The organism is Rhodococcus sp. NPDC055024, assembly GCF_053608585.1.
On record NZ_JBSGVT010000006.1, the window covers coordinates 234,273 to 258,333 of the forward strand.

The 24,061-nt window shown below is 62.4% G+C and carries 22 protein-coding genes and 1 riboswitch; of the genes, 10 read left to right on the top strand and 12 right to left on the bottom strand.

Features of this window, described 5'->3' with window-relative positions; translation table 11 throughout:
- Positions 1-648, top strand: a complete 648-nt coding sequence (locus ACWF6P_RS15575) for an ABC transporter ATP-binding protein (RefSeq protein WP_452621580.1) — start codon at positions 1-3, stop codon at positions 646-648.
- A gap of 106 nt (positions 649-754) precedes the next feature.
- Here the strand turns inward: ACWF6P_RS15575 and ACWF6P_RS15580 are convergent, their stop codons facing one another.
- Positions 755-1,003: a hypothetical protein gene (locus tag ACWF6P_RS15580; protein WP_452621581.1), complete on the bottom strand. Its 249-nt coding sequence runs from the start codon at positions 1,001-1,003 to the stop codon at positions 755-757.
- A gap of 201 nt (positions 1,004-1,204) precedes the next feature.
- Between ACWF6P_RS15580 and ACWF6P_RS15585 the strand changes: the two genes are divergently transcribed.
- Entirely contained in the window at positions 1,205-2,503 is a 1,299-nt protein-coding gene (locus ACWF6P_RS15585) for a DUF222 domain-containing protein (RefSeq protein ID WP_452621582.1), read from the top strand.
- An 86-nt stretch (positions 2,504-2,589) separates the two neighbouring features.
- On the opposite strand, the gene ACWF6P_RS15590 is transcribed toward ACWF6P_RS15585, so the two are convergent.
- Positions 2,590-4,716 (bottom strand): ArnT family glycosyltransferase, encoded by a 2,127-nt coding sequence (locus ACWF6P_RS15590; protein WP_452621583.1) that lies wholly within the window; start codon positions 4,714-4,716, stop codon positions 2,590-2,592.
- Complete coding sequence (locus ACWF6P_RS15595) at positions 4,713-5,954, bottom strand: glycosyltransferase (RefSeq protein WP_452621584.1); 1,242 nt, start codon at positions 5,952-5,954, stop codon at positions 4,713-4,715. Before ACWF6P_RS15595 ends, ACWF6P_RS15590 begins: the two co-directional genes overlap by 4 nt.
- Before the next feature lie 87 nt (positions 5,955-6,041).
- Between ACWF6P_RS15595 and ACWF6P_RS15600 the strand changes: the two genes are divergently transcribed.
- The 3 genes from ACWF6P_RS15600 to ACWF6P_RS15610 all read left to right on the top strand — a co-directional run bounded on the left by ACWF6P_RS15600 (position 6,042) and on the right by ACWF6P_RS15610 (position 8,397).
- Positions 6,042-6,470: an HIT family protein gene (locus ACWF6P_RS15600; RefSeq protein WP_019747035.1), complete on the top strand. Its 429-nt coding sequence runs from the start codon at positions 6,042-6,044 to the stop codon at positions 6,468-6,470.
- A 238-nt stretch (positions 6,471-6,708) separates the two neighbouring features.
- Positions 6,709-7,344, top strand: a complete 636-nt coding sequence (locus ACWF6P_RS15605) for a ScbR family autoregulator-binding transcription factor (protein WP_378535293.1) — start codon at positions 6,709-6,711, stop codon at positions 7,342-7,344.
- Positions 7,345-7,500: 156 nt separating this feature from the next.
- The gene (locus tag ACWF6P_RS15610; RefSeq protein WP_378535290.1) at positions 7,501-8,397 is read left to right on the top strand and encodes a serine hydrolase; all 897 of its coding nucleotides are present in this window, start codon (positions 7,501-7,503) and stop codon (positions 8,395-8,397) included.
- Between the two features lie 70 nt (positions 8,398-8,467).
- Here the strand turns inward: ACWF6P_RS15610 and ACWF6P_RS15615 are convergent, their stop codons facing one another.
- From ACWF6P_RS15615 to ACWF6P_RS15645, 7 genes are all read right to left on the bottom strand, one after another.
- Complete coding sequence (locus ACWF6P_RS15615; RefSeq protein ID WP_378547702.1) at positions 8,468-10,087, bottom strand: PucR family transcriptional regulator; 1,620 nt, start codon at positions 10,085-10,087, stop codon at positions 8,468-8,470.
- Positions 10,088-10,134: 47 nt separating this feature from the next.
- Positions 10,135-11,250, bottom strand: a complete 1,116-nt coding sequence (gene menC, locus ACWF6P_RS15620; protein ID WP_452621585.1) for an o-succinylbenzoate synthase — start codon at positions 11,248-11,250, stop codon at positions 10,135-10,137.
- Positions 11,247-12,185 (bottom strand): GNAT family N-acetyltransferase, encoded by a 939-nt coding sequence (locus ACWF6P_RS15625; protein ID WP_452621586.1) that lies wholly within the window; start codon positions 12,183-12,185, stop codon positions 11,247-11,249. The genes menC and ACWF6P_RS15625 overlap by 4 nt, the downstream gene beginning before the upstream one ends.
- 2 nt (positions 12,186-12,187) lie before the next feature.
- Positions 12,188-13,282, bottom strand: coding sequence for a M20 family metallopeptidase (locus ACWF6P_RS15630; RefSeq protein WP_378448990.1), 1,095 nt, complete (start codon positions 13,280-13,282; stop codon positions 12,188-12,190).
- A gap of 159 nt (positions 13,283-13,441) precedes the next feature.
- Entirely contained in the window at positions 13,442-14,299 is an 858-nt protein-coding gene (locus tag ACWF6P_RS15635) for a tryptophan 2,3-dioxygenase (RefSeq protein WP_452621587.1), read from the bottom strand.
- A gap of 14 nt (positions 14,300-14,313) precedes the next feature.
- Entirely contained in the window at positions 14,314-15,531 is a 1,218-nt protein-coding gene (locus ACWF6P_RS15640; protein ID WP_452621588.1) for an MFS transporter, read from the bottom strand.
- A 269-nt stretch (positions 15,532-15,800) separates the two neighbouring features.
- On the bottom strand, positions 15,801-16,646 hold the full coding sequence (locus ACWF6P_RS15645; protein ID WP_007734371.1) for a M55 family metallopeptidase: 846 nt from the start codon (positions 16,644-16,646) through the stop codon (positions 15,801-15,803).
- Positions 16,647-16,849: 203 nt separating this feature from the next.
- On the opposite strand from ACWF6P_RS15645, the gene ACWF6P_RS15650 reads away from it, so the two are divergent.
- Entirely contained in the window at positions 16,850-18,325 is a 1,476-nt protein-coding gene (locus ACWF6P_RS15650; RefSeq protein ID WP_452621589.1) for an amidohydrolase family protein, read from the top strand.
- 86 nt (positions 18,326-18,411) lie between these two features.
- Positions 18,412-19,683, top strand: coding sequence for an alanine racemase (locus ACWF6P_RS15655; RefSeq protein WP_452621590.1), 1,272 nt, complete (start codon positions 18,412-18,414; stop codon positions 19,681-19,683).
- 24 nt (positions 19,684-19,707) lie between these two features.
- Here ACWF6P_RS15655 and ACWF6P_RS15660 read toward each other — a convergent pair whose 3' ends face one another.
- Together ACWF6P_RS15660 and ACWF6P_RS15665 are read right to left on the bottom strand one after the other, a co-directional pair.
- Positions 19,708-21,159: a sensor histidine kinase gene (locus ACWF6P_RS15660; protein WP_452621591.1), complete on the bottom strand. Its 1,452-nt coding sequence runs from the start codon at positions 21,157-21,159 to the stop codon at positions 19,708-19,710.
- Positions 21,156-21,872, bottom strand: coding sequence for a response regulator transcription factor (locus ACWF6P_RS15665; RefSeq protein WP_007734368.1), 717 nt, complete (start codon positions 21,870-21,872; stop codon positions 21,156-21,158). Before ACWF6P_RS15665 ends, ACWF6P_RS15660 begins: the two co-directional genes overlap by 4 nt.
- A 49-nt stretch (positions 21,873-21,921) precedes the next feature.
- On the opposite strand from ACWF6P_RS15665, the gene ACWF6P_RS15670 reads away from it, so the two are divergent.
- The 3 genes from ACWF6P_RS15670 to ACWF6P_RS15680 all read left to right on the top strand — a co-directional run bounded on the left by ACWF6P_RS15670 (position 21,922) and on the right by ACWF6P_RS15680 (position 24,055).
- A complete protein-coding gene (locus ACWF6P_RS15670; RefSeq protein ID WP_452621592.1) occupies positions 21,922-22,356 on the top strand; it encodes a hypothetical protein in 435 nt (144 codons plus the stop codon).
- Positions 22,343-23,617: a hypothetical protein gene (locus tag ACWF6P_RS15675; protein WP_452621593.1), complete on the top strand. Its 1,275-nt coding sequence runs from the start codon at positions 22,343-22,345 to the stop codon at positions 23,615-23,617. The genes ACWF6P_RS15670 and ACWF6P_RS15675 overlap by 14 nt, the downstream gene beginning before the upstream one ends.
- A 46-nt stretch (positions 23,618-23,663) precedes the next feature.
- Positions 23,664-23,726: riboswitch (guanidine-III (ykkC-III) riboswitch) on the top strand.
- Positions 23,727-23,740: 14 nt separating this feature from the next.
- Entirely contained in the window at positions 23,741-24,055 is a 315-nt protein-coding gene (locus ACWF6P_RS15680) for a DMT family transporter (protein WP_230815099.1), read from the top strand.
- Positions 24,056-24,061 lie beyond the last annotated feature (6 nt).

A 24,061-nucleotide genomic window follows, 5' to 3' on the forward strand; every position in this document is an offset into this window, starting at 1 on the left:
ATGAGTCTGCAGGCATTGGGAATCACCAGTGGGTACCACCGAAACCGACCGGTGCTCGAAAACATTTCCCTCGAGATTCCGTCGGGAAAGTTGATCGGCCTGACCGGGCCGTCGGGAACCGGAAAGTCCACACTTGCAAGAATTCTCGCCTCACTGGATGCACCATGGTCAGGCGAGGTGCGGATCGACGGATCACCCGTCGTGGGTACCAAATTCTCGGTACCTTCGGCGTTACGCGGCACGGTATCAATGCTGTTTCAGTCGCCTCGTGCATCGACCGACCCTCGGCAGACGCTCGCCTCGATCATCGGGCAACCCGGTGATATTGCCGGCAGGACAATCGATGTCGCCGCGCTGGCCGCAGAAGTGGGCCTCACCCCCGATCTCTTGTCCCGCAGACCACACCAGGTCAGCGACGGCCAACTGCAGCGCGCCTGCCTCGCGAGATCGCTGGCACAACAGCCGAAATACCTCATCTGCGACGAGGCGACGGCGATGCTCGACGCCGCCACGACGGCCGCGCTCACTCGGTTGATCGAGAGTCGCGCCGCCGAAACCGACGTCGGCGTACTACTCATCAGCCATGATCGCGAATTACTCGACGCCTGCTGCGACACGGTCCACGACCTCGACGTCATTCGCGCTTAGCGGTGGCCCGAGCAGGGCGTGTGGGCTCGGCTACTGGAGAACACTTTCCCTCGCGCAGCAGTCGGGAATCTGGACTGTTTCGTTGCCGCCTGCACCAAAGAGGCGCTTACTGATCAAACGGCACCGTGAACGACACTGGTTTGCCGGTGGCGCGCGCATACGCGACCTCTCGGCGCGTGGACTCGCCGATGTATCCGCCTGGGTTGACGACCAGAACCCGATCAGCCAGGTCGATCTTGCGCAAGTGGAGCGCGTCGAGCAGTGCCTTCTGCTCGACAGAGATCACCTCGCCTGCTTCACCCGGCGCGACGACGATGACGCCTGCGAACGTCAGGTCACGGTTCACCTCCCGCATCTCTTCAGCGAATCGGGCAGAGCCGCAAATACAGACAATCTCAGGTCGATCAGGCACGGTTCAGTCTCTCATCGACTCGAGAGCCCGCGGTAACAACAGTCTCATCTGGCACCTCGAGCAATACACCCCAGCCCCAACGAAATTGACCCTTGACTCGAACGCATGTTCGAGTATGCTTTGGGGAGGGGATCGGGGGATTCAATGAGTGTCTATCTGTCGGACGTGGTGTCGGGTTCTGCGGTGGGGTTACGCGGACGCCTGTGGCAGTTGTCTGCTGCGGAGTTGCGTGAGGCTGCGGTGTCGGCGAGTGCGGAGATTCTGCGGCTCGAAGCCGTTCGGGTGGCGGTGGTGGACGAACTCTCGATGCGTCCGGACGATCAGGTGATCGCGTCCCGCGGCGTCGGTGCATGGTTGGCGGCCAACACGATGCTGCAGGTTCGGGACGGGAAGAAGATCGCCGCCCTGGGCGCCGCGCTACGGCCGTTCCCGGCCGTGGCAGCAGGCTTCGATGACGGGGATTGCTCGTTCGATCACGCCGTCTTGATCGTGGCGTTCTGTGAATCCCCGCCGAAGGGGATGCCGGAGGAAGCGTTGCCTCGCTGCATCGATTTGTTGTTGGCGGCTGCGTCGGGGATAGAGGCGACGACGACGAAGGTGCGGCATGTCATCGCGACCTTGGAGCGGGTGTTCGAGTCCGATGAGATTCCGCCGGCTGAAGACGTGGATCTCAATGAGTTGCGTATCGCCTCGACACTTAATGGTCGGGTAGTGGTGCGCGGTGATTTCGACGCTCTCACCGGCGAAATGCTGCTGTCGGCGTTGTCGAATCTGACGATGCCGACCCCAGCACCCGATGGAACTCCCGATGCCCGGTCGGCGGCGAAGCGGACCGCGGACGGGTTCACCGAACTGATCCGCCGATATCTGGACTGCGCCAAGACCGGTGCTGATGGTGGGCAGCGTCCGCATGTGAACGTGCATATCAATGCTCGCGATCTCGCTGAGCATCGGGATTGCGCCGCCGCGCCTTCTGACGGTGGAGAGCCTCGGTCGGATCTTGATGTCGGGCATATGCCGTGGCTCGGGCCGCTGTCGGTGTCGCAGACGAGGTTGTTGGGGTGTGATTGTTTCCTGTCGACTGTTCTACTGGACGCTCACGGCGCGCCGTTGGATGCGAAACCTGGGAAACGGTTGGTCAGCGCGGAACAGAGAGTGGCGTTGATTGCCCGCGACAAGGGCTGCGCGTTCCCGGGGTGTTCTTGCGTACCGGCGTGGACGGATGCGCACCATATTAGGCACTGGGCGAACGGTGGTCCGACGGTGATGAACAACCTTGTCCTGCTGTGCCGTTCGCATCACCGGTTGATGCACCGCAAATCGGGGTTCGTCGGAAAGTGGGAAATCCGGATCGGTGTCGACAACAAACCGTGGTTCATCCCGCCGCCCTCGATCGACCCCGGACAGCACCCCAGGCCGGCGAACACCACCTTCAAAACCTGAGAACAGCTTCTCAGGCACAACAGAACACAGCCAGGTCCGCATCGGAAGTGCTCCTCCGATGCGGACCTGGTGTGCGTTCGTGCTGGTCAGCCCCCAACCGTCAAGTCGTAGAGGGTAACTCCGTCCACTGTTGTGGCGGTGAAGTTTTCGGTCACCCATGTCGAGATAGCGGTAGCGGTGCCCTCGGCGTTCATACCGCCACCCATCCCGCCGCCGGCGATGAAGAAGTGAATCTTGCCCTCTGCAACGTACTGCTGGAACTGCGCGAGCGTCGGGGACGGATCGCTGCCGTTGAACCCTCCGATAGCCATGACCGGTGATTGCGTCGCAAGCTGATAGCCCGAGGCGCTGTTGGACCCGATTGCCGCGGCTACCCACATGAACTGGTCGGAGTTCACTTCAAGTGTGGACACAACAGCTGCTCCCGGCGTGCTGCCCTGAAGTAGACCACCAGCGCCGCCTCCCATTGCGCCTCGCGTTCCGTCAGTGGTCGATGTGGTGGTACCTGGAGGTGTTGCACCACCGGGTATCTGGCCCATTCCTGCAGGTGGCGTTCCGTCCGTCCGACGGTTGCCGCCATCAGCCGTGCCACCGAATCCGCCGAATCCTCCACGGCCGCCGCCGGGCCCGCCCATTCCACCTTCGACGCTCGGTCCGGCCGAAACTATGGAACCGGTATGCGGAGTGTTGATCGTGTCGATTGCGTAGGCAGTCGGACCCGCCAGACCGGTGAAGATCGCCGCGAGAATCACTGCCACGGCCAGTCGACCTCTCGACACCGCCGGAATCAGCACTGCCACGGCAGCGACGATGCCGACTACCAGAATGGCCCACCGGAGCCACGGTACGAATGAAGGCGAACGTCCGAGCAGTACCCACGCCATCGCGACGGTTGCGGCCAATGACACCGCCAGAATGATGCGAACCCAGAGGACGTCACGGTGACGCCACGCCACTACGGATCCTGAACCGATCAGTGCGGCGATCGCCGGCGCCAGCGCAACGGTGTAGTAGGCGTGGAAGATTCCCGCCATGAAACTGAAGGTCAGTCCGGTCACCAACAGCCACAGGCCCCAGACGATGAACGAGGCGCGCTGTGTGTCGACGCGCGGAGCCCTGCCTCGCAGCACGATTCCAGCCACCAGAAGTATCACTGCGGCAGGAATCAACCAGGCAATCTGCCCGCCCTGGGCAGATTCGAACAGTCGGGTAATGCCGGTACTCCCCCACATACCGCCGCCGGCTCCACCACCTGGTGCCATACCGCCTGCTGTCATGCCACCTGCTGCCTCGCCCATTCCGGGGAAACCTCCCGCAGCAGCGCCGGCCGCAGCATCACCAGCACCGCGCATTCCGCCGCCGCCGACGCTTCCGGTCTCGTTGCCGCTCAAGCGTCCGAGCCCGTTGTAACCGAGCGTCAGCTCGAGAATCGAATTGTTCTGCGAACCACCGATCCAAGGACGTGAGTCGGCCGGCCACAGTTCGACGATTGCCAACCACCATCCGGCGGAGACGATCAACCCGCCCAGTGCAGCAAACAGTTGAAGGACCCGCTTACCCAGTTTCGGCGGTCCGGCGATCAGATAGGTGAGTGCCAGTGGCGGAACCACCAACATGACCTGCAATTGCTTTGTCAGGAAACCGAATCCACAGAAGACGCCGACCAACACGAGCCAGCGGGTCCGGCCGTCCTGCACGGCGCGCATCATCGCCCACACTGCTGCGATCATCAGGAGCACCAGCAGGGCATCCGGGTTGTTGAACCGGAACATCAGCGCTGCTACGGGAGTAAGCGCCAGCACCAAACCGGCGAGGAGTCCGGCAGCGGCACCGAAGTAGCGTCGAACCGTTCCCCACAACAGCGCTACCGATCCGACCCCGAGGAGTGCCTGCGGCACCAACATCGCCCAGGAGTTGAGTCCGAAGATGCGAACCGACAGCGACATCAACCACAGGGACATCGGCGGCTTGTCGACGGTGATCGAGTTGGCAGCGTCCGAAGAACCGAAGAAGAAGGCCTTCCACGACACCGAACCTGCCTGTACCGCAGCGGCATAGAACGAGTTGGCCCATCCGGATGCACCCAGACCCCAGATGTAGGCGACTCCGGTCCCCACCAACAGCACTCCGAGCGCCCACGGTTCCCAGCGCACCCGACGCTGCGGTTCCGGCGCCGGAACCGACGCGGCGAGTCTCTCTGCTGTGGCGGTCATCGATTGGCTCCTACGGGTTGTGCGGTGCGAAACACCCAGCGCAGTGCGATGAATCGACTCACTGTGGCAACAAGATTGGCAATGACAAGTACTGCAAGCTCGACGTGTTTGGACGCATCGGGTGCCACCACGTCGAGCACGAACAACGATCCGCTGGTGAGCAGCAAGCCGAACCCGAATACGAGCAGGCCCTGCATTTGGTGACGGGCGGATCCTTCCGACCCCCGGATCCCGAAGGTGAAGGCGCGATTGGCGGCGGTGTTGAACACCGCGGTCACCAACAATGCGACGGCATTGGCCCACTGCGCACCCATAATCGAGTGCAGTGCGAGATAGAGCAGCGCGTACGCAAGCGTAGAAATGACCCCCACCACTGCAAAGCGTGAGAGCTGCCCGACCATGCCTCGCGGAACACCCGGAACCAACGGTTCACGTCCGAAACTCGCCCTGAGCTCGGCCAGTGGGAGTGAGCCGGTCGAGAGTGCTCGCCCGACGCGCACCACACCTTTGAGGTCGGCGACTGCCGTGGCGACGATGTCTACCCGACTGTCCGGATCGTCCACCCAGTCGACGGGGACCTCGTGAATTCGCATCCCGGCCCGCTCGGCCAGCACCAACAATTCGGTGTCGAAGAACCATCCGGTGTCCTCCACCAGCGGAAGTAGTTGTCGCGCAACGTCGACGCGCATGGCTTTGAAACCACACTGAGCGTCGGAGAAGCGAGCATGCAGTGCGCTTCGGAGAATGAGGTTGTAACTACGCGAGATGAACTCACGCTTGGGGCCACGGACCACGCGGGACGAACGTGCCAACCGAGAACCGATGGCGATGTCCGAGTGCCCCGAAAGCAACGGAGCAATCAACGGCATCAGGGCGTTGAGATCAGTCGAGAGGTCGACGTCCATGTACGCGACCACGTCCGCGTCGGAATCGCTCCACACCTGCCGCAGTGCTCGGCCGCGGCCCTTGGCATCCAGGTGCACGACCCGGACGTCGTCGAATTCTTCGACGAGGGAACGAGCGAGCGCCAACGTACCGTCGACACTGGCGTTGTCCGCGATGGTAATTCGGGCAGAAAATGGCACCTGCGTGCGTAAATGATGGCGCAAGCGGCGCACGCACGTCTCGAGGCCCGCCTCTTCGTTGTATACCGGGACGACCACGTCCAGCACTACAGTCGTCGCGGAGAGCTCCCCTGCGTCCGTGCTGCCCGCGGTCTGCATGGCTTCTGTCGTCATGCGTCCTAGATTTGTCGGGCCGGCTCCGACGAACCTGCATCCAGCCTGGGAGTTTCCTGGCAACCGGACGCGGGCTAATCTCGGGGTATGCCTTCAGTCTTCAGCGCCATCATCAACGGGGATCTACCAGGACGTTTCGTGTGGGAGGACGACGACGTTGTCGCGTTCCTGACCATCGCACCGGTAACGCAGGGTCACGTACTTGTCGTACCGCGCGCCGAGGTCGATCAGTGGCAGGACGTAGATCCTGAACTCTTTGCCAAGGTCACCGCGGTTGCCCGCACCCTGGGTCAGGCTGTGAGGAAGGCGTTCGACGCGCCTCGGGCCGGTCTCCTCATCGCAGGTCTGGAAGTTCCGCATCTTCACGTTCACGTCTTCCCCGCATACGACATGGGGAACTTCGACATCAGTGGCGCCGACACTTCGCCGTCACCCGAATCTCTCGACGAGGCACAGACCAAACTCAAGTCGGCACTACGCGACCTCGGCTTCGAGGCAACTGTCTCGACTCGTTGATCGCGTACCTTCGACCGAATTTCGCTGGCCGATAACTGGACTCCCCGCCGCAGCCTCCAACGGAGGTTGCGGCGGTCGCATTTGTCGCTCCTACCGACCGTGACCTGCGATTGCACACCGAACAGTCCGTTTCGCGCTGTCGCGCGAGCACGAGTTTCGCTGCTACCGTGAGGCGCTGGTCCGGGACCTAGGGCCCTAAAACTAGTTCACGTGTTAACAGTCGGAGGACAAGGGAGCAATGCAGGAACGTGCCAAGATCAGTCGGCGTCAGATTCTTCGTGGCGCTGCCGATCGGTTCGAAGTCACGGGGTACGGCAGCACGAGCATGAACGACATCGTGTCCGCGGCGCAGATGACCAAGGGCGCGGTCTATTTCCACTTCTCGTCCAAAGACGAATTGGCTCAAGCTGTCATCGAAGAACAGCACCAGATCTCGATCACCGCCTTCACCGCAGTTGCAGCCACAGGCGCACCGGCACTGGAACAGCTCGTCATGGTGTGCCACGAGATGGGCCGCCAGCTTGTCGCGGACCCGATTGTTCGTGCGGGAGTCCGGCTTACCCTCGAATTGGCATCTGCCGACGGTTCACAAGGTCCGTACCTCGCGTGGATTCGCGAACTTCGAAAACTGGCCGACGCTGCTAAGCGCGAAGGCGATATCCGCGACGACGTGGAGCCGGAATCTGTGGGCCGCGTGGCGATCTCGGCATTCACCGGCGTCCAACTGGTTTCGAACGTACTCACCAGGCGAAGCGATTTGAACGACCGTATCGACGAGTTGTTCACTCTCCTGTTGGCAGGCATCGTCTCCGACAAGCGCCGCGGGGATCTCGACAGCCTTGTCCGCTGCCGGCTCGAAACGTACGCCTCCTGATCTGGAGAACACCCCGACGCCCGGATGATTCGGCGTATCAGCACCGAACCGTGGGCCAACCTTCGTCGATTCGTACAAGACCCTCCGGCACCGACTCACTATCGTCAGATCCACGAATAACCCAGATATACGGATACCGACGAAAGGGCTTCTCGAATGACCGACACCGCCACGTACGTTGAGAGCGCACAGCAGGAGATCGCTGCTGTGCTGGCCGAAGCGAAGACAGATGCGTTCGTCCACGCGCGCGACATCGATTCCGGCGAAGAGTTCGGCTACGGCGCTGACGAAGGTGTCATCCTCGCCTCCGTGTTCAAGATTCCTGTCGTACTCCAGTACGCACGTGAAGTAGCGGCAGGCACCCTTGATCCGACCGAGCACGCCACGGTGACCGCCGAGTTCCGCTCGGGCGGCATCGGTATCGGCGGTTGCGCCGACGATGTCACCGCCAGCTGGCGAGATCTCGCTCTGCTCATGATGAGCTTCAGCGACAACGCCGCCACTGATTTCTTGTACGAGCGTCTCGGACTCGACAACATCGTCGCGACGCTGCGCGGGCTCGGTTTGGAGAAGACCAACCTGGTACGTGACTGCCGCGGTCTCTTCAAAACAGTCTACGAAGACCTCGGAGTCGACAAGGAAACCTTGCTGGAATACCCCCCGATCGAAATTCTCCGGACGATTTCCATCATGGATCCGGCCCGCTCCAACTCCAGCACTCCTCGTGAGATCACAATGTTGCTGGCTGCAATCTGGCGGGACGAAGCCGGCCCTGCTTCGGCCTGCGAAGAGGTCCGAACGATCATGAGCAAGCAGGTCTGGCCGCACCGCCTTTCATCTGGCTTCCCCGACGAGGTCACCGTCGCTGCCAAGACCGGAACGCTGGGACTGGTACGAAACGAAGCCGGCGTCGTGGTGTACCCGGACGGCAAGCGCTATGCCGTCGGTGTCTTCACCAAGTCCCACGAGCTCACCCATCGCGCCCCGAAGATCGACGCTTCCATCGGAACCGTCGGCCGCATCGCTGTCGAAGCTCTCCGCAACAACAGCTGATCTGAACCCACCGACGAAAATGCGGGTCGCGCCGAGAAGCCGGCGCGACCCGCATTTTTCGACTTTCGAACTAGCGTGGACCGCGCAGACGAAGATGCACCATCAACCGGAAGCGGACGTTGGGGTCGTCGAGATCCAACGCGGCCATACCCTTCAACTTGCTGAGTCGATACCGAAAGGTGTTGGGGTGCACGTGCAATGACGCCGCTGCGTCACCGACGTCACCGAAGGCGTTGAGCCACGCATCGAGGGTGTCGACGAACGAGGTCGCATGGGCAGCATCGTGGCTGGCGATCGCCTCGATGGGCCCGAGGTCCGAGAATCCTTCGGCTGCAGCTTCCGACGCGATCTCCAACAGAATGGCGTCGACGTGGACACTGCTGAAAGTGGCGACGCTGCCCGACGCTCGTCCCGCCAACAACACTTCGAGGGCATGTTCGGCGTCGCGCTTCGATCGGCTCAACTGAGCCGGTCTGGTCACGACCCGGCCGATCCCGATGATCGTGTCGCCGGACGCTCCGGTGCGATCCAGGAAATCCGAAGCCACACGGAACGCCTGCAGCTCGGCTTCTGCGGGGGAATGCCCTCGCACAGAAAGCACCGCGTAGCCGGTTCCGTTGACCAATGCAGCCGCCGACTGCGAGTGGACGGCGCCGAGATGCATGGCCAGAGCGTCGGTCAGCCGCACCACGTGGGCGGCGTCGTCCGGTTTCGACGATCCCTCGAAAGACCTACGGCCCAAGGCCATCACGAGTGCGGGACCGGTCCCGAGGCCGAGGCGATTCATCGCGTCGACCGCACCGGACCCACCGTCGAGCAGGGTTGCGATCAGGTCTGCGCGCAGTCGACGCTCGGCGTCGGCGCCGCCGCGCAACCGCAACATCTGCAGCGCGATCAACCCGGCCGAATCGCGCAGTGCACGCATCCGGTCCTCGGACATCGGCTCACCGGTTGCCACCCACATGGAGCCGAGGAACTCGTCGCCGGCTCTGATGGACACGGCGATACGTCCCATTTTGGTACCGAGGGTCTCGGCAGAGACCCACACCGGATCGTCGCTGCGATAGAGCCGGTCGAAGACCCCTGCCTCTTCGAGCACTCGAATGTACTGGTCAGGAACCTGCCGCTCCAGAACGGTCGCGATACGTGGACCGTCTCCTTCTTCCTGGCGGCCGGAGAAGGCGATGACCCGTGAGCTTCGGTCCTCGATCGTGATCGGGGCATCCAAGAGTGCGCTGACGGCGTTGGCGAAGGCGAACAGATCGCCGGCCGGTCCACCTCCGCGTGAGTGGATGTGCCCGACTTCGTTTCGGGCGGAGAGCACCGAATGAAGCAGGCTTGTCAGCTGAACCCACGAAACTCCACGCGACAGAGCCAACAGGACGACACCGGAGGAGATGACGGATTCGCGGTCCGCATCGCTGACCTCGGTGGTCACCCGCGCGACCACCACGCGCACTCCGCGCTCGGCCAGGCCGGCCACGGACTCCGCGATACGTTGACCGCCGGTGATCCCGACCAGCAGCACCATGGAGTCAGCCGTCGAGGGTGAGTCGTCGTCGGGGTCGTGAATGACCACCGAGGCGATCTCCTGGACCGCCTCCGGGTCGCCGACAACCGGATTCAGCACCGTAGTTCCCACATCTTCGAGAAGCCGCACCAAACTGATGCGAGGTCGTACGGTGCCCACGTCTATCACTCCTTCGTCCTGTGAACGAAGTGTGTCATAGTGATTCGTCAAAGCCGATCCATACCGATCCATTCGACCGACGTGGTAATTGCTTCGAGCAGGTCAGGGATCGGTTCGACGCCGATGCCCGGTCCTTCCGGAACTTTCACGTAACCGTCGTCGAGCACGAACGGCTCAGTGATGTCTTCGGCGAAGTACCGGTCGGAGGCTGACGTATCGCCTGGTAGGACAAATCCAGGGAGCGCGGCAAGAGCGACGTTGGCGGCCCGGCCGATTCCGGTCTCGAGCATTCCGCCGCACCACACGGCAATTCCGTTGGCCTTGCAGACGTCGTGGATTCGACGCGATTCGAGATAACCGCCGACACGTCCCGGTTTGATGTTCACCACGCTGCACGCGCCGATGGCCAGCGCGTCTGCAGTGACCTTGGCGGAGGTGATCGACTCGTCTAGACAGACGGGCGTCCGCATCATCTCGGCCAACCTGGCATGGCCGCGCAGTTCCTCTTCGGGAAGCGGCTGCTCGATCAGCAGGAGGTCGAAGTCGTCGAGCCGCTGGAGATGGCGCGCGTCAGCCAAGGTGTACGCGGTGTTCGCGTCGACCTGGAGGAGTACGTCGTCGCCGAACCGCTCGCGGACTGCGCGAACCGGCTCGATGTCCCAGCCCGGTTCGATTTTCAGTTTGATGCGTAGGTATCCGGCGTCGAGGAAGCCGCCCACCTCGTCGAGCAGTTCGTCGATCGAATTCTTGATACCCACCGAAACACCCGCGGGTACCCGATCGACCACTGCGCCGAGATACGAGGACATGCTCGTCCCGGCGGCGCGCAATTCGGCGTCGAGGAAGGCGGTTTCCAGGGCAGCTTTGGCCATCGGGTGCCCGGCGAACTGTTCCATCGTCGCGCTCAGTGCGTGCACGTCGGGATCGGTGAGTTCACCCAGAGACGGAATCAGGAACTTGCGAAGGACTTCGGCGGCGCCGTCCGTGTATTCGGAGCAGTAGCGAGGATCGGACATCGCTACGCACTCGCCCCAGCCCTCCGACTCCGAGGTGACGACCTTGACGAACAACACGTCCTTGGTGGTCTCGGTGCCGAACGAGGTTCGAAACGGCGCCTTCAACGGCATTGCCGCCCGGCGTAATTCAACTCCGTCGATCTTCACGATGTAGCCTCCGCTGTTGTCCTGCCGACCTGTGTTCCCGGCGCACGGTCCAGCACGTACTTTCCGGTTCTGGTGACGGCGAGAACCACTCCGTTCTCGGCGAGCACGCCCCCGAGAGTTTCGCGGACGGCCAGCCGCCAATCGTTCGCCGCCGCCGGGTCCGACTTACGCAGTGCGTAGACGTCATTCGGCGTAGCCACCGTGACAAAACGATTCTTCGTCGACTTCAACACGGGCAGGCCGGCTTCGGAGACGGACAGCAGTTCGCTCGCCCCCAAGGACTCGGGAGTCGGGACTTCTCCCGAACCGGCGACGACGTCGGAAACCTTGCTGCTACCGATCTCCCAGTCGATCAACAACCGGTCGCTGTCTGCGCCGCCGTTGAGGCTGTCGTTCATCGGCGCGTAGAAACGCGGCAGATATTGGACCGGAAACGCACCGAGTTTCGAGACGTTGAAATAGGCATTGCGCGCGACGAGCGGGTCGAAAGTCCACCGCACGTGGAGAATTCCCCGTTCCAGTGCCCACGCCCGCTGGAACAGTTTCAACGCCAGGCCGATGTGCCCGTTCTGCACGTTCGGGAGAATCCCCGTGATGTGCGAATGCAACGAACGATGTTGTGGCTCTTCGAAGAAGGCAACCGAGCCGCCGATCAGGTCTCCGCCACGAAAAGCACCGGCGACGTAATTACCGGAGTGCGAGAGTGCTTTCATCATGTCCCGGTGTACGGGCGGATTTCCGCTCTCCGGCTGCCATACCTTCTCGAACAAGCCGAATACCTGTTCCAACTCGGCATGCCCGGTGACGGTTTCGATGGTCACACACGCAAGCAGAGCTGCCTGTTCGGCTTGGCTGATCGCCTGACGCATCCGCGAAGGCGAAACACCTCCCACCGGTTGAGCAATCTTGCGTTGGACATTGTTCGGCGACGTCATCGTCACAGTCCTCCCTCCAGGACTCGAGTCACCAGACCGGCCAGCAACGTGGCGCGCGGGATCATCTGATCTATCTCTACGTGTTCTGTGGCTGCATGGGCCCCACCGCCAACGGCACCGAGGCCGTCCAACGTCGGGGTTCCGACTGCAGCGGTGAAGTTTCCGTCCGAGGCACCGCCGACGGCGCAGTCGCGCAGCATCCCCAAACCGCTCTCACTGCTGACCTGGTGAGCGAGAAAGTACAGCTTCTCCGAAGACGCTGATTCCAGTGGTCCACGGTTGGGCCCTCCGGACACCGAAATTCGACTTTCGGCCAGCGCCGGTGTCAGTGCACGGATCGAACGGTCGATGCGTTCCTGCTCCTTCGCCGACCACATGCGAACGTCACACCACAGTTGCGCTTGCGCTGCAACGGTATTGGTGGTCGTGCCGCCACTGATCACGGACGGAACCACCGACGTGCCCGCCGCCGGGTCCGCGAGCTCCACAACCGCCTGAATCTGATGTGCGAGCTCCACGACAGCGTTCACACCTCGTTCCGGTTCCAGTCCGGCGTGTGCAGCGCGTCCCTCGATATCGACGCAGTACAGCGACATGCCCTTGCGTGCCGTCTTCACCGCGCCGTCGGCGGCGGCCTCGAGGACCAGCACCGCGTCGACCTGACGTGCTTGCTCCTCGATCAGTGCGCGCGAGGTCGGGGAGCCGATTTCCTCGTCGGAATTGAGGAGCACGACCACCCCGTCGAGCGACGGAAGCGATGCGAGCGCGTGGAAGAGCTGGACGATGCCGGCCTTCATGTCAAAGACTCCGGGTCCGGTGGCGATGTTGTCGGTGACCGACCAGGGCAACTCCGCGAGCGTTCCGAGCGGCCAGACAGTGTCGAAATGGCCCAGGAGCATCACCTTCGGTTCCGTGCCGAAGGACCAACGCAAGTGCTGACGACCGTCGATGCGAATACGTTCCGGTGCGCTCCCGAGATGGCGTTCACCGATCTGGGCCACCACGTCCGCACACGCATCGACTGCGCTGAGGTCGGAACTGGGCGACTCGGCGGTTACCAGTGCCGCCAGGTCCGCCACCATTGTCTTCTTGTCCACTCCGACGCTCTCCTGTCACCGACTTGCAACTTCGCAAGTTCAGCTTGGTCGAACCACCCCGGTTGGATCTTGTCGAAGACTCCTGTCCTTCGGGCCGGGATTCGTCGTGTGCCACGAACGACTGCCTGTAATAGGCAGCCGTGTCATGAAGCAGGTATGTCAGGTTCCGATCTCGGTTCGGGCGGCTAAGAGCTCCGGGAAGAAGCTCAACTCCAACGCTCGTTGCAGGAACCCGGCACCACCACTCGATCCACCGGTCCCCTTCTTCATGCCGATCACCCGCAGCACCGTCCGAAGGTGCCGGAACCGCCACAACTGGAAGCTCTCCTCGAGGTCGACCAACTCCTCGAATGCCTCGTACGCCGTCCAGTGCTGTTCGACGTTTTCGTAGATTGCCTTGACCAGCGGAATCAACTCGTCGTTGCGCACGTAGGGCGCGCTGACGTCTCGTTCGAGAGCCGACGCCGGAACGTCGTAGCCCTGCCTGGACAGGTATCGCCAGAACTCGTCGTACAGTGTCGGCTCCCCGAGCAAGGTTTCCAACAATTGGTGGGCAGACGGATCCGATTCGAAGACTTTCAGCATGTCCGCGTTCTTGTTTCCGAGCACGAATTCCACGGCGCGGTACTGGTACGACTGGAACCCCGACGAGTTACCGAGAACGCCTCTGAACTCCGCGTACTCCGCCGGCGTCAGTGTCGCCAACACCGACCACTGCTCGGTCAGTGTGGCCTGAATGTGTTTGACGCGCGCGATGCGCTTGAAAGCGACCCGGATGTCGTCGGCAGCTATAGCTGCTCTGGCCGCCCGTATCTCGTGGAGAAACAGCTTGAGCCACAACTCGCTGGTCTGGTGCTGAATGATGAACAAGAGTTCGTCGTGGTGCTCCGGATCGCTCACCGGATGCTGCGAATCCAGGAGGGTATCGAGTCCGAGGTAGGCCCCGTAACTCATCTTCCCGGAAAAATCGGTGACGACGTCGTCTTCGATCTTTCGTGTGCCGTCCGTTGCCGACATCTTCGGTCTCCTTGTCAGAATTTCGCCGGGGTCTGCGGAACGATCATGGCCACCAATGCGGCAGCGCTCGTAACTCCGACCAGGACTCCGAATGCAGCCATGTACGAGAACTGGTCCACCATCCATCCCATCACGAGCGGGGTGATGAAACCGGCGAACTGACCACAACCGTTGATCAAACCCATTCCGGAACCAAGGAATTCGGCCGGAAGTGCCCGCAACGGCATCGCGAAGATCGACATCGAACACAGACCGCTGATGCCTAGAGCCAACGTCTCGTAGAACGTGAACATCGCGACGGTGTCAGCGGTGGTCATCAGGAACAACAGGACTGCCGACGTGGCCATACACGGAACCAGAAGGATCCGGGCCCGGTCGTGGAAGTACTTGTCCACCAATCGACCGCCCAGAATCGTGGCCAGCGCCGTGACGATGAAGGGGATCGCGGCGAAGATCCCCGTGTCGATCAGCGAGAGCCCCTTGTCGTTGAGCAGATAACTCGGCACCCAGGTCATCAGCCCGTACGCGGACATGTTGGCCAAGCAGAACAGAATCGCAAACTTCCAGACCGACGCGGACTTGAACACCGCGGCGCGCGAGTGCTCACTCGCCAGCGGTTGCAGCGCAGCCTCGGGATCTTCCGAGATTTCCGTGTCCAACGGTGCCGGCAGCACCAACCACACCACCGTGCCGATCACGGCGCCGACGATCGCCACCAGCCAGAACGCGTCACGCCACCCCACCGCCATGAGAACCGGCGCGATGATCAGCGGTGCGACGCCGGGGCCGAGATTGTTGGCACCGAGCATGAAACCCATCGCGGTTGCTCTGGTTTTCGGACGCGTCCGCTCTGCCAACGCCTTGAACGACGCAGCCGGAAAGAGCCCCTGGCTGATGCCGAACATCGCACGCATGACCATCAGCGAGACGAGACCCCACGCGAACCCTGTCAATGCGGTGAACACCGACCACAGGATCAAAGCCACGATCAACAGTGGCCGGGGTCCGTAGCGGTCGGCCAGCATGCCGCCGGGGACCTGCCCGAGCATGTAGAAGATCGCGAATACCGAGACCACGCCACCCAACTGCGTACTGCTGAGCGAGAATTCGTCGCCGATCATCGGAAGCGCAAGCCCGATCATCACACGATCCACCATGTCGATCAACCAGATCGTACTGAGCAGTCCCACCGTAACGGTGGTTGTGCGTCGAATCGACTTGTTGTCCATCATTTTTCGAACCGCTCCACCACTTGTGTGCGATGGTTCTTCGACTGTGACGCGTTCCGCCTTCATCAAGCCTCCCGGATTGTCTTGTGCCGCATGGACTAGAACATTGAAAGCCTGATGAAGTGTGACAGCGAACACGTCTACCGCATTGGTTCGTCCCACCAATACCCGAAGCAACGTTTGGTCGATCGGAACATGTTCTGCCCCAACAGATGACAAATGCCGCCGACACACACGGTGTCGGCGGCATTCGAGGTCGAGTCGTTACTGCATTACGTGCGATTGGCGACTGCCACGATCGTCGAGACGCCTGCGGCCGCGAGCCGAGCATTGACAGTGATCAGACCGAGAATGTCGTCGACGCTGCCGAGTGTGTGCGAAATCGTACGATCCGAAATCCGTCGCGAGCCGGGAACAGCCTCGGCCAGTTCAGCTCCCGTGGTGGTGGGGTGAACGATCTCAAGGGTCCATTCGTCACGCAGCTCGACCGGCTTCAGTGTGTCGGCCTTGCGCACTGCACGCTCGGCGCCTGCTCGGATCTGCTCGCACGCCAGCGACGGCGGCAGCGAATTGGTTGCCGACCAACCGTGCGCCTTCTTCACCTCGACGGTCTCCGTGGTCGGCGAGGCCGCGTCCACCAGGCCGCAGATGATGTCGTCACCCGTCACCAGGCCGACGGGAACGCCTTGCGTCGCAGCGTAGAGAGTGTTGACGTCGGTCTCGGAGACGGACTTGCCATCGAGGCGGACGTCCGCGAACAAACTCGAGAACGTGTGTGCCAGGACGCCGGGGCCACCGGCGGGTGCGTGGTAGCCGACGAACAGGGCGACGTCGTGATCGGACGTCAGTCCCTCCGCCATGCACTGCATCTTCGGTGTTCCGAAGATCAGACGCGCCCGTGGATCCAGGTCGGCGTGAAGCAGATTGTCCATCGTTCCGTGGCTGTCGTTGACCAGGACGCTCGTCGCACCGGCGTCGAACGCACCGGCGATCGCAGCATTGGTCTCGGCGGTCATGAGCATCTGCGCACGGTGGTAGCCGCCACCGCCGCGGATCGTCTGATCGAGCGTCGCGATACCCGCGATACCCTCCATGTCCACCGAAATATAGACGTGCATTCCTGTCCTCCATCGATCTCAATCGGCTGAATTGATAACTTCGCTTTCACCTTCACACTCGAGCGCATCCGTTTCTTGTCCGCTCGAACGGTGAGTCGGCCTCCATTTGGGACGTTCACACCAGAATCCGATACCCGAGCCGTGAAACCATCGGGACATTCGCCGGGCCAGGCGGTTCGACCAACGACAGGAGTGCAACTCTGATGCAGGTCCACGACATCGTGTTCACCGGCGGCCGCGTCGTCGATCCCGCATCGGGAACCGACGAGGTTCGGGGCATCGCGATCACCGGCGGCAAGGTCTCGGCGTGGGGTCACGACGCGATCGAAGCCCGGCAGACGATCGACGTGACCGGTCAGGTGATCTGCCCCGGATTCATCGACCTGCACAGCCACGGACAGGAAATCGCCGAGCAGCGACTTCAGGCGTTGGACGGAGTCACGACGGCCCTCGAACTGGAAGCCGGTGTCATTCCTGTCGCGAAAGCATATGCGCGGGCCGGCGCCGAGGGCCGCCCGATCAACTACGGCTACGCGACGTCGTGGGCTCACGCCCGAATGATCGAACTCTCGGGAGCCGATCCCGACGGCGACATCAGAACGCTCCTGCACCATCTCGGTTCCCCGAGCTGGCAGGGCGAACCCTCTGCCTCGCAGCGTGCACACATTCTCGAACTTCTCGAAAACGATCTGGCCGCAGGCGCTCTCGGTATCGGTGTGGTGGTCGGGTACGCCCCGAAATCCGATCCGACCGAGTACTTGCAGGTGGCGGATCTCGCGGCCCGCGCCGGTGTTCCCACCTACACCCATGCGCGCCCGCTCATCTCGGCCGATCCGTCGAGCCCGGTGGACGGCGCCGTCGAAATCGCCCGTGCAGCAGCCGAAACCGGCGCACACATGCACTACTGCCACGTCAACAGCACCTCGGGAATGCACGTCGACCATGCGTTGTCGGTGGTGGCACAAGTTCAGGCTGCCGGATCACGCGTCACGACGGAAGCGTATCCGTACGGTTCCGGGTCGACGGCCGTCGGCGCTGCGTTTCTCGATCCCGACAAACTTCATCTGATGAATCTGACACCACGATCGCTGACATTCGTACCCACCGGTGAACGTATCGCGGACCGCAAACAGCTGGAACACCTTCGGGCAACCGACCCCGGTGGACTGGTGCTGGTGGAGTTCCTCGACGAGAACGACACCGTGCAGCGCGAGTTCCTCGAAAGGGCGATGACTTTCGACCGCGCCGCCATCGCGAGCGACGCGATGCCACTGACCTGGCCTGGCCGTTCGTCTGCCGATGCATTGCAGTGGCCGTTGCCGGAGAAGGCACTCGGCCATCCCCGCGGCGCCGGTACCTACGCACGTGCGATTCGTACCCTGTACCGCGAGCGCAAACTGCTGTCGCTGTCGGAGATCATCGCGCGCTGCTCGTTGATCCCCGCGCAGATTCTGGAGGAGTCGGTTCCCTCGATGGCGTCGAAAGGTCGGATCAGCCCCGGTAGCGACGCGGACATCCTCGTTTTCGACCCCGAGCGGATCACCGACAACGCCACCTACATCGACGGCACCCGCCCCTCCACCGGAATCAGCCGCGTGCTCGTCGGCGGAGTACCCGTCGTCGAAGGCGGTGTCGTGCTCGAGGACGCGTTGCCCGGTCGTCCGGTACGCCGCTCGTAGCCCGATTACGTTCTGACCTGCATAGTTCTGACAGAAAGTCACTACACATGAACACTTCGCCTGCAATTGACGGCACAATCGATGCCATGACGGATTTCGCGAACCCCCCGATCGGTTGGCAGCACAAGGCATTCGGCACCGACCTCGAAGGTCGCGACGGCTCCGACCTCGAGCCACTGGGGATCTCTGCACTCGACGGCAACCTCTTGCTGCCGGTGATGACACTCAACCGTGCGGCGATCGCGCACAACGTCGACCTCATGGCTCAGTTCTGTTCCGATCACGACGTGGATCTGGCGCCTCACGCGAAGACCACGATGAGCCCCGAACTGGTTCGTCGCCAACTCGACGCCGGTGCTTGGGCGATGACGGCGGCAACCGTTGCGCAGGCACGCATTCTGCGTGAATTCGGTGTGGACACCATCATCATCGCCAGCCAGGTTCTCGATCCCGCCGGCATTCGGTGGATCTGCGACGCTCAGGCCACCGACCCCGATTTCTTCGTCACCACCCTCGTCGACTCCGTCGAGAGCGTCCGGCTGATGGAACAGTTGATCGCGAAAGTCTCACCGGCCAGCCGTATCCGGGTTCTCGTCGAACTCGGATACGACAGCGGACGCGCGGGTGCTCGCACTGTCGAGCAAGCTCTCGACGTTGCACGTGCGGCGGCGCAGGCTCCTTCGTTGACAGTCACCGGAGTCGAGGGATTCGAGGGCATGATGCCCGGAGCCTCGGTGGCTGCCCGCCGCATTTCCGTCGATTCATATCTCAAATCCGCGCGGGTGTTCACGGAAATCTGTGTCGCCGAGAACCTGTTCGAGAACAACTCCGCGAAGGCTCCCAGGCCACTGGTCACGTTCGGCGGCAGCGCATTCCACGATCTTGTGGTGCGCGAGCTGGCCGGCCGGTGGGCACTCGACAACGGTGTACGCGTCGTACTGCGCAGCGGTTGCTACATCACCCACGATCACGGTCTCTATGCCGAGACTTCGCCGTGGGCGGATGGTCCGCGAACCCTGCAGGGAGCCGCTGAGGTCTGGGGCGTAGTGCTCTCCATACCTGAGCCCGGCCGCGCGATCCTGGGCTTCGGTCGTCGCGACGTCGGATCCGACGCAGGCTTCCCCATAGTCCTGTGGCGCCGACGCGACGGATCCAACCGATCGGCGCGAGAGCTGACGATCACCGCCCTCAACGACCAGCACGCGTACGTCGACGTTCCGGCTGACTTCGACGTGAAGGTCGGCGATCTGCTCGGTTGCGGAATCTCGCACCCCTGCACCACTTTCGACAAGTGGTCACTGATTCCCGAGGTGGACTCGGACTACCGCGTCGTCGGTACGGTGCACACCTACTTCTGAGAGACCGGTTCCGGTAGTTCCTCGTCAGTCGTCCTTCGGATCACGCGGCAATTCGACGCGGAACGTCGTCCCTTGCCCGAGGGCCGTCTCGACGCTGACGGTTCCGGCGTGCGCGGCAACCAAAGCCGAAACAATGGACAGGCCGAGACCGGCGCCTCCGGTCTCGCGGGTGCGAGAGGTGTCCGCGCGGTAGAAACGCTCGAAGATCCGCGCGGCATCCTCTTCACTCAGGCCCTGACCGGTATCCGAAACCTCGACCACCGCGGAGTTCCCGGTTGTACCGACACGAACTGTGACCTGTGCATCCGACGGCGTGTGTTTGATCGCGTTGCCCACCAGATTGGCGACTACCTGACGCAGTCTGGCCTCGTCGCCGTGCACCTCGGGTAGGCCTGGGCCGCCGGTCATCTGCAGTTTGACGATTCGATCCGGTGCGATCGCTCGCGCCGCCTGTACCGAATCCGCCGCAACTGCAAGCAGATCCACCGGCTTGTTCTCGAGTGGTCGCTGTTCGTCGAGTCTGGCCAGCATGAGCAGATCTTCGACCAGAAGTCCCATCCTCGACGCCTCGCCCTCGATCCGGTTCATCAGCGTTTCCGTATCAGTCATGGCGCCTTGGCGATACAACTCGGCGAACCCACGAATAGTCGTCAAGGGTGTGCGCAACTCGTGGCTCGCGTCGCCGACAAATCTACGCATCTTCTCCTCGGAACGCCGTGCTGATTCCTCCGAAGCCTCGGTCGCGGCAAATGCGTGTTGAATCTGCGCGAGCATTCCGTTGAGCGCCACGGACAATCGGCCGACTTCGGTGCGGTCGTCACGCTCCGGAACGCGTCGATGAAGGTCGCCGGCGGCAATGGCAGCGGCGGTTTCCTCCACCTCGACGAGAGGACGCAGGCTCCGACGAACGACGAAATACGCTCCGCCGCCGAGGATCAGCAGAACAACCAGACCGATGCCGAGTTGCAGCCCGACCAAGTCGTCGACGGTCTGCTCGTTATCCGTCAGTCGCACACCGATAGTCGTGGTCGTGCCGTCGCGGACCGTCGTGAGAACTCGCCAGTTCACGTCGGAACCATCGCTCGATCCGACGGTGATCGGACCGTTGGTGGAATCTTTGGACAGGTCGGGTTCGGTGGTCGTCGACTTGTCGTTCAGGACGATCACCCGACCGTCCGGGGTCACTGTCCGGACGAAGAAGGGGCTGGGTGGGCGGGTGCCCGGGCCGACGTCACTGGGCGGCTGTAGATCTCTTGTGTGCGGCTTTGCCCAACCGTCGACCGCCTCGTACAGCGTTTTGTCGGTTCGCTGGGTCAGTGAATTCTCGAGCGCCGAAGTGACCGCCACGCCCGACGCCAACAACCCCAGCGCCGCCAACACCAGCAAGGCCGCAACCAGGGTGAAGCGCAGCGGCAGTGAGTGGAGACGGAAACGACCCCGCTTCGTAAGCTGATCGTTTTCCGCGGCGGCGATCATTGCCGCGGTTCACGCATCACGTAGCCGACCCCACGCAACGTGTGGATCAGCGGCGTCTCCCCCGTATCCACCTTGCGACGTAGGTAGGACACGTAGGACTCGACAACTCCGACCTCCCCGCCGAAATCGTAGTTCCAGACATGGTCGAGAATCCGAGGCTTGCTGAGAACAGTCCCGGCGTTGACCATGAAGTATCGGAGCAATGTGAACTCGGTGGGCGAGAGTGCAACCAGTTCGCCCTTCTTCCAGACCTCGCGGGTGTCGTCGTCGAGTTCGATGTCGGCGAACTTCACCCGCGGCGACTGCTCCGGCGCGACACCGCGGCCGGCGCGGCGCAGGATGACCCGCAACCTCGTCACGACCTCTTCGAGGCTGAACGGCTTGGTCACGTAGTCGTCCGCGCCGAGGGTCAGGCCGCTGATCTTGTCGTCGAGCGAATCCTTCGCCGTCAGAAACAGGACCGGTGCGTCCACACCGTCGGCACGGAGGCGTCGAAGCAGACCGAAGCCGTCCATCCCGGGCATCATGACGTCGAGAACAATCGCGTCGGGACGGAATGTCCGTGCGACGTCCAGGCCTTGGGCGCCGCTCGATGCAGTTGCCACCTCGAAGCCCTGGAACCGGAGGCTCACGGAGAGCAACTCCACGATGGTGGGTTCGTCGTCGACGACGAGGATGCGGGCTTCGGGGGTCTTGTCGGTCACGAGAACCATCTTCTCCCCTGCCACTGGATTCTCGCTGTATGTTCCCTGGGAGCTTCCTGTGAACGGCTGGGTGCAGGTGAATGGCCGAGTGCAGGAGTCTTGGGCACAAGCCCTCGCGGCTGTTGCCCAAGATCTGCGTTGCCTGCGATTCGGACCTGAAGTTGTTGTCGATCGTCTGATCTGGGAATTTTCGATAAACAGCGACTACAACGTCACGATCGGCTGGCAAGGCGCACGTGACATCAGCGGATTCAGCTACTTCAACGCACTGTCGATGGATACTGAATTCGCGGACGCTGCGGTGTGGGTCGCCGATATCGTTCAGACCAAATTGGCCGGATACGACTTCGTTCAGTGGCCGAGCCGAGGGCGCCATCTGCTTCTTCCTCGACTTCGAGACGGGGAACCGGTGTGGATGGATCCGCACGGCGATGTGACGATCAGTCGTATCGGCGAGTTGTGCGAAAATTCGACGAATTATGCAGCAACGTAGCCCAGTTCAAATCGCTCAGCTCTACGGCCCGGTGGCGTCTGCGCTGGTCGGCGGTGTGGTGGCTGTGTACGCAGTGGCCGAGTCCCGAGTCGACGACTTCTCGTTCTCCGACGACGGCCTCACCTCGGTGGTGATCACGCCGCAGTGGGCGGGAGCAACTGCCGCTGTGGTTGCGGCCGTCGGAGTTGCACTACTACAGCGCTGGGCTCGCGGCAGTCTCGCGACCGTCTTCGCTGTAGCCGGCGCCCTCGCCATCGCGCTACCTGCATTCGTCCCCGTCTCCGCCCAGATTTCGGTGACTCTGAACGCAATCGGAGCCGGCGCTTTCCTCGCAGCAGCGGCATATCCGACGAAGAGTCACCGCGCAGCACAAATTGCTCTCGCACTCGGGGTGACCGCGACGACCCTGTACTTCGGCGCCGCAGACTTGTGGCGCGATCGCGTCGCCAGGTGGTCGCTCACACTTCCGGGCGATTCCTACCCCGCGCCGTCCACGGTTCCCGTCTGGATTCTGCTCGCTGCAACCCTTCTCGTGGGTGGAGTCGCCGCAGTCGCACGACCGAATCAGGAGCCGGGCGACATAGACACGCGCCTGGTGACGCTGGGAGTTGTTCTGCCCCTGGCATTCACGGCTCTCTATGTGACGTTGGGCTCGACGTCGACATCACCTGGGTCCTGGGTTACTGCAGTGGTGATCGCGGTTGCCGTAACGGTCGCGCTGGCTTGGCGCTTGTCGCCACACGACGGCCGTTTCATACTCGTCGGACTGGCAGTCAGCGCGGTTTCGGTCAGTACGACCCACTTTTCGTCCGACTGGACTTGGGCGGCGCCCGCGGGCGCTGCTGCCCTGACGCTCGGTGTCGTCGTCGGCTGGAAAAGACCGATGCCCCAACTCGGGCTGGGACTCCTTGGCGTGACCGCACTCTCGGGATTGTCGGACAGCCCCTTGACCACGGTTTCGTACGTCGTTGTTCTGCCGCTCGCGTTGGGATTGGCCGTCACGTCTTGCCTGCCTGTTGCCGTCGGGGCAGTCTCGAGCGGGGCGGTACTGCCCTTCACTCTTACGCTGTTCTCGGTTTCAGCGACCTTCTTGGAGCCGGCCGCACAAGAATTCGGGTGGTCGACCGGTCCGCTCGTCGAACACGGCCCTGTCTCGGTGAACACGCCGATTCCTCTGGCTGTTCTCGCTGCAACGGCGACCATCGTGGTGGCCATGGTGACCATCCATCTGAAGCGGGTTCGACCGGCGGTGGTGACCTAAATCGCCACCTGATCAGGTCGTAGCGCAGAATTCTGTTGCTATGGTTGGTTGGTCAACGACGACATCCGGACGAGCGCACCGTACCCGGCCAGCGAAAAGACGGTGCCTTGGGAGTTGTTCACCATGGCATGGATCGTGCTCGTCATTTCCGGACTTTTCGAAGCTGTCTGGGCTACCGCACTCGGTAAGTCCGACGGATTCAGCAAAATGTCCCCCACCGTCGTCTTCATCCTCGGCCTGATCGTCAGTATGGCGGGCCTCGCGTATGCAATGCGCACCCTTCCCATCGGGACTGCGTACGCGGTCTGGGTCGGCATCGGCGCCGCCCTGACCGTCGGATATGCGATGGTCACCGGCGCGGAGTCCACGTCGATCGTCAAGATTCTGCTGATCCTGGGAATCGTCGGTTGTGTCGTCGGCCTGAAGGTCCTTCACTGACCGGCG